This window comes from Kistimonas ophiarachnellae, assembly GCF_057552235.1.
This window is the reverse complement of record NZ_BAAJPA010000020.1, coordinates 57102-70809: the sequence shown is the minus strand read 5'-3', so window position 1 is coordinate 70809 and position 13708 is coordinate 57102. Positions and strand designations below refer to the sequence as shown.

At 53.2% G+C, this 13708-nt stretch carries 10 protein-coding genes and 1 other RNA gene; 5 read left to right on the top strand and 6 right to left on the bottom strand.

From position 1 onward, the window contains the following. Positions 1-15 precede the first annotated feature (15 nt). On the top strand, positions 16-5136 hold the full coding sequence (locus tag AC27K1_RS19775) for an Ig-like domain-containing protein (protein ID WP_487152518.1): 5121 nt from the start codon (positions 16-18) through the stop codon (positions 5134-5136). A gap of 298 nt (positions 5137-5434) precedes the next feature. On the opposite strand, the gene AC27K1_RS19770 is transcribed toward AC27K1_RS19775, so the two are convergent. The 6 genes from AC27K1_RS19770 to AC27K1_RS19745 all read right to left on the bottom strand — a co-directional run bounded on the left by AC27K1_RS19770 (position 5435) and on the right by AC27K1_RS19745 (position 9056). Next, positions 5435-6694 carry an MFS transporter gene (locus AC27K1_RS19770; protein WP_487152517.1) on the bottom strand — a complete coding sequence of 420 codons (1260 nt, stop codon included), beginning with the start codon at positions 6692-6694 and terminating at the stop codon, positions 5435-5437. A gap of 176 nt (positions 6695-6870) precedes the next feature. Then, positions 6871-7221 carry a cystatin family protein gene (locus AC27K1_RS19765; RefSeq protein WP_487152516.1) on the bottom strand — a complete coding sequence of 117 codons (351 nt, stop codon included), beginning with the start codon at positions 7219-7221 and terminating at the stop codon, positions 6871-6873. Between the two features lie 385 nt (positions 7222-7606). Then, positions 7607-8215 carry a 5-formyltetrahydrofolate cyclo-ligase gene (locus AC27K1_RS19760; protein ID WP_487152515.1) on the bottom strand — a complete coding sequence of 203 codons (609 nt, stop codon included), beginning with the start codon at positions 8213-8215 and terminating at the stop codon, positions 7607-7609. A gap of 69 nt (positions 8216-8284) precedes the next feature. Continuing rightward, a non-coding RNA gene (gene ssrS / locus AC27K1_RS19755) (6S RNA) lies at positions 8285-8467 on the bottom strand. A 63-nt stretch (positions 8468-8530) separates the two neighbouring features. Continuing rightward, a complete protein-coding gene (locus AC27K1_RS19750) occupies positions 8531-8845 on the bottom strand; it encodes a cell division protein ZapA (protein ID WP_487152514.1) in 315 nt (104 codons plus the stop codon). A 1-nt stretch (position 8846) separates the two neighbouring features. Further along, complete coding sequence (locus tag AC27K1_RS19745; RefSeq protein WP_487152513.1) at positions 8847-9056, bottom strand: TIGR02449 family protein; 210 nt, start codon at positions 9054-9056, stop codon at positions 8847-8849. Positions 9057-9240: 184 nt separating this feature from the next. Here AC27K1_RS19745 and AC27K1_RS19740 point away from each other — a divergent pair, with 184 nt between their 5' ends. From AC27K1_RS19740 to AC27K1_RS19725, 4 genes are read left to right on the top strand one after another with little or no spacing between them, the layout of a single operon-like run. Beyond that, positions 9241-9822: a UPF0149 family protein gene (locus AC27K1_RS19740; RefSeq protein ID WP_487152512.1), complete on the top strand. Its 582-nt coding sequence runs from the start codon at positions 9241-9243 to the stop codon at positions 9820-9822. A gap of 59 nt (positions 9823-9881) precedes the next feature. Next, positions 9882-11210 (top strand): Xaa-Pro aminopeptidase, encoded by a 1329-nt coding sequence (gene pepP, locus AC27K1_RS19735; protein ID WP_487152511.1) that lies wholly within the window; start codon positions 9882-9884, stop codon positions 11208-11210. A 49-nt stretch (positions 11211-11259) separates the two neighbouring features. Then, positions 11260-12492: a 2-octaprenyl-6-methoxyphenyl hydroxylase gene (gene ubiH / locus AC27K1_RS19730; RefSeq protein WP_487152510.1), complete on the top strand. Its 1233-nt coding sequence runs from the start codon at positions 11260-11262 to the stop codon at positions 12490-12492. Further along, positions 12489-13703, top strand: a complete 1215-nt coding sequence (locus AC27K1_RS19725) for an FAD-dependent monooxygenase (protein ID WP_487152509.1) — start codon at positions 12489-12491, stop codon at positions 13701-13703. Before ubiH ends, AC27K1_RS19725 begins: the two co-directional genes overlap by 4 nt. The last annotated feature ends 5 nt before the right edge of the window (positions 13704-13708 follow it).

Below are 13708 nucleotides of genomic sequence, written 5' to 3'. Positions count from 1 at the left end.
GGTAGCGCAACCAGCGTGAAGGCCAACGACACAGGCCTGGCGGATACGCCGGTGAAGGTCAGCTTGGTTACCAATGTGACGCATGGTTCATTGGCGTTGTACGAAGATGGCACCTTCAGTTACACCCATGATGGCAGTGAAAACTTTGCCGACAGTTTCACCTACAAAATCAAGGACAACGACGGCGAAACCTCGCAGGCGACAGTGGCGATCTCCGTGACGCCGGTGAGCGATGCCACGCCGACGGCGGTAGCAGACAGCATCGTGGTAAACGAAGGCGCGACTATCACCAGTCTGGTGGGCGGTGCAACCAACGTAAAGACCAACGACACAGGTCTGGCGGATGCGCCGGTGAAGGTCAGCCTGGTGACGAATGTGGCGTATGGCTCATTGACCTTGAACGAAAATGGCACCTTCAGTTACACCCATGATGGCAGTGAAAACTTTGCCGACAGTTTTACCTACAAAATCAAGGACAATGACGGCGAAACCTCGCAGGCGATAGTGTCGATCACCGTGAACCCGTTGAGTGACGCGACCCCGACTGCGGTAGTGGACAGCATTGAGGTGGACGAAGGCGCCACCGTCACCAGCCTGGTGGGTGGCGCAACCAACGTGAAGGCCAACGATACCGGCCTGTCGGATACGCCGGTGAAGGTCAGCCTGGTCTCGGGTGTGTCTTATGGCTCATTGACGTTGAACGAAGACGGAACCTTCAGCTACACCCACGACGGCAGTGAAAACTTTACCGACAGTTTCACCTACGAGATTGAAGACAACGACGGCGAAACCTCGCAGGCGACAGTGGCGATCTCCGTGACCCCGGTGAGCGATGCCACGCCGACGGCGGTAGCGGACAGCATCGAGGTAAACGAAGGCGCGACTATCACCAGCCTGGTGGGCGGCGCAACCAGCGTGAAGGCCAACGACACTGGCCTGACGGATACGCCAGTAAAGGTCAGCCTGGTGACGAATGTGGCGCATGGCTCATTGGTGTTGTACGACGATGGCACCTTCAGTTACACCCATGACGGCAGTGAAAACTTTGCCGATAGCTTTACCTACAAAATCAAGGACAATGACGGCGAGACCTCGCAGGCAACAGTGTCGATCATCGTGACGCCAGTGAGCGACACGACCCCGACAGCGGTAGCGGACACTATTGAAGTGAATGAAGGCGCCACCGTCACCAGTCTGGTGGGCGGCGCAACCAACGTAAAGACCAACGACACAGGTCTGGCGGATGCGCCCGTTAAGGTCAGCCTGGTGACGAATGTGGCGTATGGCTCATTGACCTTGAACGAAAATGGCACCTTCAGCTACACCCACAATGGCACTGAAAACTTCAGCGACAGTTTCACTTACGAGATTGAAGACAACGACGGACAGAGCTCGCAGGCGACAGTGTCGATCATCGTGACGCCGGTGAGTGATGAAAGCCCGGCAGCGTTAGAGGACAGCATTGAAGTATACAAAGGGGAGACGACCACCAGCCTGGCAGGCGGCTCAAACAACGTAAAGGCCAACGACACAGGTCTGGCCGATACGCCGGTGATCGTGAGCCTGGTGACGGGTGTGTCTTATGGCGACCTGACCCTGAATGCGGATGGGACTTTCAGTTATACCCACAACGGCAGCGAAAACTTCAACGACAGCTTTATCTATAAGATCACCGACAACGACGACGAAACCTCGCAGGCGACAGTGACAATTGACGTTGCGCCGGGATATGCGCCGGAGGTTACCCGGGTCAATGACCTGAACTACATTGAAGCCAGTGGCGCCCAGGCGCTGCTGCCCGATGTCACGATCACGGATGTCGACAGTGACAGCCTGTCAAAAGTCGTGGTTGAGCTGTCCGGTTACAGCGCATCAGGCGACCAGCTGGATTATCTCACGACGGGTACCAGCGTGCTGGCCAGCGAAAGCGTTGATAACGGCGTCTGGACTCTGACGCTGACCGACGGCGTCAGCATTGATGAATACATCCGGGTACTTGAATCACTGCAATTCAATAACAGGGCGGCATTGTCTGTCAGTGAATCAAGAACCGTGCAGGTCACGGCCTATGATGAGGACTACGCGAGCCTTTGGGGCCTTGATCAAGGCACAGTAACACTGTCGCCTTTACCCGGTGAAAACCCGGTTATGGATGATACGGGAACCGTTTACGAAAGCGGCCTGGAAAATGGTTCTTCACCGGATGCCGCACTGTTACAGGCGACCGGCAACCTGTTGAGCAACGACGATAAGGCAAACGACGGATCAACCATCACAAAGATTATTTTTAATAGCACCGATTACACCGATGCTGATAATGATGGCGTGATGACTATTGATACCGGTCATGGTCAGCTGACAGTGTACACCCGTGATGATGACGCGGGTGGCCACAGCGCTGGCGAATACGTCTATGAATTGCATTCGGCCGTCACGAATAGTGGCAGTAATGATGACGGTCAACAGGACATATTCAATTATACGTTCAACAATAATGACGGATCTGTGTTCACGGCAGAACTGGTAGTGACGGTTGAGGATGACAAGCCGGTCGTCAGTAAACATCAGGTAGAAGTTCCCGCTGACGTAGAGCCTGCCTATCGGCTTGTCATCATGCTGGATACGTCACAGACGATGGATTTTAAGGAATACAACGGCAAAGTAGAGTTGCCTGACGGGACTGTCACATCAAGGCTTGCGCTGGCTGTAGACGGCATCAAGTCATTACTGGAACAGTATTACAAACAGTCCAGTGATGTTCGGGTCAGCCTGATTACGTTTGACACGGGAGCCGATGTACTCGGTGAAGGCGTGGATAATCTGGCCACTGCCCGGGGTTTGCTGGACAACCTGGGCGTTGAGTACGGGACTGAGTATGCCGCGGCGCTGAACGCCGGGGAAGCTGCATTCGAAACACTGATGGACAGTGATGGCAATCAGGCGAATGTCGAATATATCAGTTATTTCCTGTCTGACGGGGCCCCCACTGACGGAAAGAACAATAGTAGCGAGCCAGCCGCTCAAATCCTGCAATGGCAGACTTATACACAACAGAAAGGGATTACTTCCTATTCAATCGCTGTGGGCTCCAGCGTTGATGATTTGTCGTATATGAATGCTATCCACAATGCCGACGCCCTGGGGAGTGGTGAGGAACAGAATGCCATAGTGGTCGCAGACCCGGTGAAGTTGGAGGAGGAACTGCTCAACACCATTCCCGGCAGCTATGACGGCAACCTGATGACGGACGGCAGAATCACGACCATTGAATTTGGCGCTGATGGCGGCTTTATCAAGTCGGTGGCGTTTTCGCTGGTTGTCGGGAATGCCGTGAATGATGTGACGTTTACCTTCAACCCTGCGGACAACACGATTACCTCTTCAGAAAATAATCAGGTGCTGGATGGGTCTGTCCTCATACTTGACGATTCAAACGGCTTCGAATGGGGAACATTGATTTTTGATTTTACGACAGGTCAGTACACCTACTTTGCCGACCATTCGAAAAAAGGTGAGCAGTTCAGCTTTGATTTCGTGGTGGCTGATAATGACGGGGATCATGGCTCGGAAACGGCAACCATCAGCGTTGTTGATGGTGTTCCGGTGGCCAATGATGATACAGACACCATCATGCCAGGCAGTGCCTTCGCAGAAGGCAACGTGATTTCCGGCGTCGGCACCGATGGCGGGCTGGCTGCCAGCAGTAAGGCGACACCGTTCGCTGTTCAGGGCGGTGGTGTTGACAGTGATATTGACAATGCCAAAGTCACCCATGCGGAATACAACGGGAACTCGCTTCAAATCAGTTCCGGTTCCACGGAATTCGTCCATACACTGTCTGATAACAGTACGCTGGTCATTTATGATACCGGGTATTACAAGTATCAACCTGTCAGTAATCCGGTCAATATTGATCCAGAGCCTGTTGATGTTGATTTTGTCAAGGTCGGGGGCAGTTATAACTATACAGTCCCTGGCGTAATGTTCAGCACTCCGGATGGAGAGATTGGCAAATATGGAGGAAAGCTGGGGGTTAAAGGGGTGGCCAGTCAGCATGCCAAGGCCAGTACCATTGAAGGTCACGAGGATCTGGTCATAACATTTTCTTCAGACGACTACCCCGATGGTGTTACTGATATAACGTTGGATCTGACTACGCCGAAAGAAACCAAGGCCATGCTTATTACGCTTTATCGTACCGATGGCACGGAAATGGGGCAGCTCTACAAAGGCGGTTCTGAACCGACATTAAACATCCCTGCCGAATATACCAATATTGGTCGGCTAGTGATCAGTGCAGGCAGTGATCCTGACAGTAGAACCAACGGAGGCGAGTTTACCGGCATCGGGTTCACCAAAGTGTTGCCGGGTGTTATCGATGGAACCGACCCTGCAGTGCGCCATGAAATCAAGTACACCCTGACCGACGATGACGGGCAAAGCGACACTGCCACTTTGACGCTCAATACCATCCAGCATTTCCTGGCGGGTACGGATGGGGATGATGACCTGGTGTATGACACCGGTCGTTCACTGGAGGGAACGAGCACCAACGATTATATCGATGGTCTGGCCGGTAATGATGTGATTCGCGGCGGAGAAGGCCATGACATTCTGATCGGTGGTGAGGGAATAGATTCCCTTTCCGGCGGCGCTGGTGAGGATACCCTGACCGGCGGCGACGGTCAGGATTTCCTCCGTGGCGGTACGGGGGATGACCGTCTGACGGGCGATGGCGAAACCCGCGATGCGGATACCTACCTGTTTTCCATGGATGATCTGCTCGATGGAGAAACCGTCCAGACGGATACGATTGTTGACTTCCAGGTAGGCGATACCACAAACGACTCCACGGCGGACATATTGGATCTTGGGGATCTTGTTGATTTGCCAGATGCTGCCTTGAACGACACGGACGCACTGCTTGCCGCCCTGTTGGCAGAAGGCGTCAGTGCGGAAATCAATGAAAACGACACCACGCTGACCATTGAAAAAACAACGCAGGACGATGCCGGGGATAAACTCCATATCAAGCTGGAAAATGTCACGAACTGGCAGGAGCAGCATGATAGCAATGAGTTGAATGGCCAGGATGTCCTGTTGCAGTTAATCAACAACGGACAGTTGGTCATCTGACAGGCGTGTATTTGAAAAAAACTGGCAGGACGCACCGCTAAAGGAGGCGCAGGCGACCTGTCGCCTGCCGGGCAGCACTGGTTCCTTGTTGACGACACTGGACGCCAGTCTTCCTGTTGCGAATGCCCGTGGCCTGCAGGTGGCCAGCCTCTGAGCATTTGAGTTCGATCATTGTTCCAGATACGTCGGCGCCATTGAGCGGTGATTAACCCACTGTTCAAGGGCGTCGGCGTTTTCTGTTTGTGAACCCCCATTCGTGCGGCTGGCTTTTGGCATTCCCATCGCTGAAAGCCGTTAATCATGTTTCTGATCGGGTTAGTCGGTATTCCTGGATACGTTTGTCCGGCAGGTGCCATGAGGCAAAGGCGCCAATCGAGGCGCAGACCAGCATCATCACCAGGAATCCATAGGGTTTGCCGTCAATACTGAGTATTTCCAGGATATAGGGTGTACTTCCGGCAATCAGGCAGATGCTGATGTTCAGGGATACCGCAAGCCCGGTATAACGGACATTCGTATTGAACAGGTTGGCGAGTGTCACAAGTCCGTTACCGCAGACGAGCATGGTCGGCAGTAATGTCAGCAGTCCGAGCTGCAGTAGCTGATGGGCTGACAGCAGCAGGAAAACGGGCCACGCGAGGAGCAGGTAGAGAATATTGCTGAACAACAGGGCCCGGCGCCGGTTGACCCCGTGATCAGCCAGCCACCCCGATACCACGGTCATCAGCGCCGTCATGAACAGGATGCAGGTCATGGTCTGATACACGTGTCCCTGATCCATACCCAGGTGCCTGGTCGCGTAAGGCACCAGGTAGGTATATATTGACAGCATGGTCGCGGGCGCAATGTTAATCCCGATGGCGATCGCCAGTGTCTTGCCCTGGGTTTGAAGCAGCGTGAGCAGGGGAATGTGAGCTATCTGTTGGTCGGCAATCAGTTGGTTAAAAAAGGGTGTTTCGGACAGGTTGCGCCGCATGATATAGCTGCTTATCCCCAGGATACTGCCTGCAATAAACGGAACTCGCCAGCCCCAGCTGTACAGGGCTTCTTCGGTAAGCATTTCATGGGTAAGCATGCCGATGGTCGAGGCCAGCATGATGCCCAGCAAACCGCAGGCGCCAATCGTCGACGTAATCAGCCCCTTCTTTTGTGCCGGTACGTGTTCCGAGGCGAAAACAACCGCACCGGGGAACTCGCCGCCTACTGATATACCCTGTAATGACCGCAGAATAACCAGCAAAGCCGTCGCCAGATAGCCAATGGTCGCGTAAGTTGGCAATAAACCCATGCCCAGGGTCGCAAAGGTCATGATGAGAATGGAGAGCCGGAACAGGCGTTTGCGCCCAATGCGGTCACCAAAATGGCTGAAGGCAATGCCGCCAAGAGGACGGATGAAATAGCCGGCGGTATGGATCGCAATAATCCAGAGAAAGCCTGTTTGATCAGAGGCAGGTAAAAAGAGGCGGGCTAAATCATTGGCAAAGAGTAGCACCAGTGTGAAATCAAAATATTCCAGTAATGCGCCAAGGCAGGTGACCAGAATTAATTTATTCAGCATCAGTCTCGATTTCCACAAAACATAAAGAGCATGCGTTGAAAAATAATGACAAGCTTAGGAAATGCTGAGTGGTAGCGTTTTTATTTTTGAGTTTTGGGGGAGATGGCAAATAAAAATACGAATGCTTTCGGCGGTCACTATAAAAAGTGACCGCCGAAAACATATTTATAAGAGGGTCAATGTAATCGGTTTTTGCTGGTGAGACTGTAGACGTTGTCCAGATTTTGATAAACGATAACATCCCACTGGTGTCCGTTGTTCATTTTGAGCACCATCGCGTAGTTCATGCCTGCAACCACCTGTTGCCTGGCTGAGAGCACATCCTGCAGTTGACCATCATGAATGACACTGGCAGCGAAAAAGGCAGCGTTCATTACCTGTTCATCAATGCTGGTTGGTGACCAGCCCCCCATTATTTGCCCGGTGAGGGTTTCTGAATGGTCCGGCCGCTCCTGCGCATGTGAGAGAGTGTATCCTGCCAGGCTGATAGCGATGGTAAATATTAGTACGGGAATAGATTGGGGCATGACGATATCCTCGAAACAATAATGAAAAAGAAATATAGCGAGATAGTTTTTCCACTGAGCATGTTAGAACGGAATTGAGTTTCTGCTAATAACAGAAAATGTTATTGCGAGAGAGTGAGCAAAATGGTTATCCACTTGCTACTTTGTTATTGGGCAAACCTTGCAGCAGGTCACAGTATGCATTGCAATGTCTATCTATGATCTGCACTGTATTAAGTGGATGGCTTTATTCGTGCGTATCCGATGCTGAATTGAAGTTGGTCTGTCATTCAAGAGTGATGTGAACATGTTTCCATGGCGTAAGCTTGATCCTGTTGCCGCGATTATTTTTCTGTTTGCCATTGGTGTGGTAACCACGGCCACAGCACAGATGCTGACTTGAACTTCAGCGGGTTGTATAAAACTGCCTGTCGCTGGCAATGCCAGAGAGCGGTATATCCCAGCTGTTAATCGGCAGATGATCAACCCGCTGACAATCATGGGCAAGCCCGATCAGTTGTGGAGCCCTTATGCAGCCTGGTGTTTTGATGAAGGCAAACGTTCTGTCATAGAAGCCGCCTCCCATACCCATGCGATGACCTTTTCGGTCGAATCCGGTCAGTGGTAACAAGACGAGATCCAGTGACCAGACGGGTACGGGTTGATAGAAACGTGCATCAGGTTCTGGAATACCGAACCGGTTTTTTTTCATGCGGGTGGTGGGTGTCCAGGGTAAAAACTGCAGCCAGCCCGGTTTCAGTGGATTTAGTACCGGAAGAAAGCACTGCTTACCCTGCTGCCATGCTTTCTGGGCAATCTCTTTTGGATCAATTTCGCCATCGTTGGTCAGGTAAAGTGCAATACGCTGACTTTTCAGGTAGCAGTTCTGTCGGCACAGGATTTTTTTCAGACGATGACTGGCTTGGTGTTGTTCTGAGATGGACAATCGACGGCGCCGTTCCCGCAGAATTTGCCTGAGCTGTTTTTTCTGAAGCAACTGCTGTTGTGGCGTCATTCCCTGGCTGGCAATCCGTTGTTATGTGAAGCGATTGGCGTCGATAAGAAAGGTCGTGCGAATAAAACAAGGCTCCCCGGTGCTGACGCTGTCAGTATAGCCCTTGAAGCCATGCTTCAAGGTGGAGGCTGCTGAGATACGTTGGGCTTTTCACTGCAAGGTGAACCTGCACGCTGGTATCCACGAGGAGCCCCCAGGATGGTATTTATCGCCTCAGGGACAGTTCATGACTGGCGATCAGACCAGGGAGTCTTGTGAAGAATTATATCGGCAGGCGGGCAGGAGTTACCAGCCCTTTGTTAGTTCGAATCGCAATCAGAGTTCGAGCTGGTTATGCTCGTGCAGGGCGTCGTCCAGCCGTTCAACCAGGATCTGGATGTGCCGCTGGGTGTCTTCCTTGAGTGCGTTGGCTTCCCGGTTGGCGATGAGCATGTCATGGGCAATGTTCAGGGCGGCCATGACGGCAATACGCTCAAGGCCGATGACCTTGCCGGAGGACCGGATTTCACGCATCTTGCTGTCGAGGTAGCGGGCCGCAGAACTCAGGGCTTCCTGCTCTTCCGGAGGACAGCTGATCCGGTAATCCTTGTCCAGGATGTTGACCGTGGTGGTGAGCTGTTCATTGCTCATATCATGTTTCCTGCTCAAGCGCCCGTAACCGGCCGATCATTGCTTCGACCTTGGTCCGTGCCATCTCGTTTCTTTCAATCAGTTGTGCGCGCTCCTGCTTCCAGGCGTGCTCGCCGGCACGCAGGATACGGTTCTCCTGACGCAGGCGATTGCAGAGTACGATGAGTTCATCGACTTTCCTGCTCAACATCGACAGTTCTTTAGGTTCCATGTGGCCGTCAGACAATCTTTGGATTATCAATGTTTTACTATATCCTTTTGGTGTTGACGGTAACAAGAGATCGTCGCCCTGATTCCGGTCAATTTGACCATTATTTTTTCTGCCGGATGAATCTCGCTCCCCCAGACGCCTTGCGGTACACTCGGGGCAATCTTGAATTGGCGGATATTCTCCCATGACTACTGATGCTTCAGGTCTGGCGCCGGTCAGTTTTGATCGGCTGAGCAACCTGTTCCTTGAATTGCAATCTTATCAGTCGCCCTCGGAACTGCACGGTTTGCTCTGCGGACAATATTGCGCGGGACAGCGTCCGGCCCATGGTGCCTGGTTGTCCACGGCTGCCGAGCATATGGCTGTCAGTCAGGCGCTGGACACTGTGGCAAAGACAGTTCTGATACAGCTGTATGATGAGACGCTGGCTCAGTTGCAGTCCGAAGACTACTCCTTTCAGCCCCTGCTGCCCGATGACGATGAAGCCCTTGAACAGCGTACCCAGGCGCTGGGTCAGTGGTGTCAGGGATTCCTCAGCGGTTACGGCCTGAGTGGTCGCAGCCAGGATGATTTGTCAGAAGAAGCGGCCAGTATCCTGGCTGATTTTGCCAGTATCGCCCAGGTGCAGTTTGATGACCTGGAGGACTCCGAGTCGTCAGAAAAAGATTTTCTGGAAGTCAGTGAATACCTGCGCATGGCGACATTGATGCTGTTTGGCGAATCCAGTGAAGCAGAGGCGAGTGCAACCACCGGTCCACTTCACTGATACTGCTGGCAGGCACAGGACGCTGATAGTTCTCAGAGCATAAACCGGATCAGGACACCATGAAAAAATTGGCGATGACAGAATACGGCAAGCGACGCCAACAGCTGATGCAGGCAATTGGTAATGACGGTGTTGCAATATTGCCGGCCGCGTCGGAAAAGATCCGTAACCGTGATTCCGAGTATCTCTACCGGCAGGATAGCGATTTCTATTACCTGACCGGATTTAATGAGCCGGAAGCGGTACTGGTGTTGATACCAGGACGTGAAGGCGGTGAGAGTATTCTCTTTTGCCGAGATCGTGATCCCCTGATGGAAACCTGGCATGGCCGAAGGGCTGGGCAGCAAGGCGCTGTCCGGCAGTATGGTATGGATCAGGCGTTCTCTTTTGGTGAGCTGGATCAGTTTATGCCGGGCTTGCTGGATGGTCGGCAAACAATCCATTACACGCTGGGTGTTTTACCGGAATTTGATGGTCGGCTCAATGGCTGGATCAATAATCTAAAAGCCCGAGAACGGCGTGGCGCCGTTGCACCGGCGGTGGTGTCTGGTCTGGATGTGCTGGTGCATGAAATGCGCCTGTTCAAGTCAGACGCAGAGCTCGAAATAATGCGTGAGGCCTGCGCTATCAGTGCCGGTGCTCATCGGCGGGCCATGACGATGTGTCGTCCGGGATTATATGAATACCAGCTGGAAGCTGAGCTGCAGCATGAATTTATTCATCATGGCGCCCGTGTGCCGGCGTACAATTCGATCGTTGGCAGTGGTGAGAATGCCTGCATCCTCCACTACACCGAGAATGACCGGCAGATGTGTGACGGCGACCTGGTGCTGATTGATGCCGGCTGTGAACTCGACAATTATGCCGCTGACATTACCCGGACGTTTCCGGTCAATGGTGTTTTTTCAACAGAACAGCGGGCACTTTATTCACTGGTACTGAAAGCCCAGGAACAGGCGATTGCGACCATTCGCCCGGGCAATCCCTGGACAGCATTCCACGATGCAGCGGTTCGTACACTGACAGAAGGATTGGTTGATCTGGGTATACTGTCAGGTGATGTGGATCAGCTGATCAAGGATGAAGCCTATCGGCCATTTTATATGCACGGTACAGGGCATTGGCTGGGTATGGATGTCCACGATGTTGGCAATCACAAGGTCAACGGGCAGTGGCGCAAGTTTGAGCCGGGTATGGTGTTAACGGTTGAGCCGGGTCTCTATATCGCGCCGGATAACACTGATGTTGAGGAAAAATGGCGCGGTATCGGCATCCGCATTGAAGACAATGTACTGGTGACCGCAGAAGGTTGCGAGATCCTGACGTCCGCTGCAGAGAAAGATCCTGATGCTATTGAAGCCCTGATGAAGGGGCAGGATTGGTCCTGATGCTTCAAACCCGTTGGCCAGAACACATCCAATCAGTTCAGAGATAACCATGGATAGCAGTACACATTATGATGTGGTGATTATCGGGGGCGGCATGGTTGGCGCCAGCCTGGCCCTGTCGCTCCGACAGTCGGTGCCTAACCCGGATTTCAGGATTGCCGTGTTTGAAGCGGTGCCATTACGCCCAGAACAGCTGGATTATCAGCCCAGCTATGATGGCCGCTCTTCGGCGCTGTCCTGGGGGACCCGGGAAATTTATGATGCCATGGGGATCTGGCCATCATTGGCTGAGCGGGTGGAGCCGATTCGCCATATTCATGTGTCTGACCGTGGTCACTTTGGTATGACTCGCCTGAATGCAGAAGATTATGAAGTGCCTGCGCTCGGTTATGTAGTGGATAACCAGTGGCTTGGTAAAGTGTTGCTGGAGCAGATACAGAAAACAGAGGGAATTGAATTCCTCTGTCCTGCTGAGGTGCGTCATCTGCAGCCAACACCAGAGGGTGCGACACTCGAAGTGAATCGCGATGGGAAAACGTATTCTGTATCCGCAACTCTGATTGTGCTGGCCGATGGTGGGCGTTCCTCTCTGGCCCGCGACATGGGGCTGGAACAGTCCGTCAGCCACTATCATCAGACCGCCATTATCACGAGTATCACGCCGGACCAGCACCATAGCCAGGTGGCTTACGAGCGTTTTACGGATGAAGGACCGATGGCATTGCTGCCGTTGCCGGAAGGGCGGTGTGCGCTGGTTTGGACTATGCCGGATGAGCTGGCCCGGGAACGGCTTGAACTGACTGACGATGATTTTCTGAATGAACTGCAGGAGCGTTTCGGTTATCGGGTAGGCCGTTTCCGCAAGGTGGGACAGCGCTTCAGTTACCCATTGGCATTGAAACTGGCAACAGAACAGGTACGTCCCGGACTCGTGGTATTGGGTAACGCTGCCCATAGTTTGCATCCGGTGGCGGGGCAGGGCTTCAACCTGGCATTACGCGATGCCATAGCCTTGTCAGAAACTGTTACCGGTGCATTGAAGAGCGGTGCCGGTATTGGCGAGCTGGCGACACTGCAGGCATATATGGCCCGACAGAAACAGGATCAATTCCAGACCATTCATTTCAGTGACTATGTGGTCAAGTTGTTCAGTGAACAGTCCGTACTGTCCGGAAAATGGCTGCAGGGGGCACGAAATGTTGGTCTTGTGGCGCTGGACCTTTGTGGGCCACTGAAAGGGTGGTTCGCAAGACAGGCCATGGGGCTGGGAGGGCGTCCATGAGTCAGGCTGCTTCATCAGATAGTCAATCCTTTGATATTACGGTTATTGGTGGCGGTATTAATGGTCTGGCGATGGCCATGGCGCTGTCAGACTTACCGTTACGTATTGCTCTTGTAGATGCAGGCCCGCTTGCGTCAGATAGGGAAACCGCTTCGGGACAATATGATCCACGGGTCTGCGCACTGACAGAATCGTCCCGGCAATTGCTGGATGAAGTGGGTGCCTGGGCATTGATGCGTGATGCCCGGATTTCACCGTATACCGGCATGACGGTCTGGGATGCAGACGGCACAGGCAATATCCGTTTTACAGCCAGCGAAGCGGGGTTGGACACGCTGGGGCATATTGTCGAAAACAGTGTGACAACCAGCGCATTATTGCAACGCCTGGGTGAAACCGATGTTACCCAGCTGAGGCATACGAAAATTGCCTCGCTGCGGCAGATTGGCGATGGTGTGCAATTAAACACGCAATCAGGTGATCAGCTGCAGAGTCGGCTGGTGATTGCTGCCGATGGCGCGCATTCCCCGGTTCGGCGAATGGCCGGTATCCCGACCCGCGAATGGGATTACCAGCATCACGCCATCGTCACGACGGTGCAGACTGAGCAGTATCATCAGGATACCGCGTGGCAGATCTTTCTGCCGTCAGGCCCGTTGGCGTTTCTACCTCTGCCCAGTGATGGCGATACTCATTACTGCTCTATTGTCTGGTCGCTGGTGCCTGATCAGGCCCAACAGATGATGACGCTGACGGATGACGCGTTTTGCCAGAAACTGGGCAGTGCGTTTGAACACCGGCTGGGTCAGGTGTTATCAACCGACAAGCGGTATTGCATGCCGCTTAGGCAGCGGCATGCGCGACAGTATTATCGTGGCCGGGTCGTCGTGATGGGCGATGCTGCCCATACTATCCATCCACTGGCCGGGCAGGGTGTGAACCTCGGTTTGTTGGATGCCCGGCAGTTGTCCGGGGAGATTCACCGGACCTGTGAACGCGGTGGCGATTATGCCGATGCTTTATTGCTGGCACGCTATCAGCGGCGTCGTGAGCCGCATAACCTGGCGGTGATGGGCATTATGCAGGGATTCCAGCAACTGTTTGGCAGTGATCTGCTGTTGCTACGCTGGATGCGAAATACCGGTCTTTCGCTAACGAACCAGATTCCTTTCCTGAAAGAACAGATCATTCGGCAGGTCATGAATCCTTGATCCGT

Coding starts and splice junctions, on each gene's coding strand:
- AC27K1_RS19770 (WP_487152517.1), bottom strand. CDS start 6,694: ATGCTGAATAAATTAATTCTGGTCACCTGCCTTGGCGCATTACTGGAA.
- AC27K1_RS19765 (WP_487152516.1), bottom strand. CDS start 7,221: ATGCCCCAATCTATTCCCGTACTAATATTTACCATCGCTATCAGCCTG.
- AC27K1_RS19760 (WP_487152515.1), bottom strand. CDS start 8,215: ATGACGCCACAACAGCAGTTGCTTCAGAAAAAACAGCTCAGGCAAATT.
- AC27K1_RS19750 (WP_487152514.1), bottom strand. CDS start 8,845: ATGAGCAATGAACAGCTCACCACCACGGTCAACATCCTGGACAAGGAT.
- AC27K1_RS19745 (WP_487152513.1), bottom strand. CDS start 9,056: ATGGAACCTAAAGAACTGTCGATGTTGAGCAGGAAAGTCGATGAACTC.
- AC27K1_RS19740 (WP_487152512.1), top strand. CDS start 9,241: ATGACTACTGATGCTTCAGGTCTGGCGCCGGTCAGTTTTGATCGGCTG.
- pepP (WP_487152511.1), top strand. CDS start 9,882: ATGAAAAAATTGGCGATGACAGAATACGGCAAGCGACGCCAACAGCTG.
- ubiH (WP_487152510.1), top strand. CDS start 11,260: ATGGATAGCAGTACACATTATGATGTGGTGATTATCGGGGGCGGCATG.
- AC27K1_RS19725 (WP_487152509.1), top strand. CDS start 12,489: ATGAGTCAGGCTGCTTCATCAGATAGTCAATCCTTTGATATTACGGTT.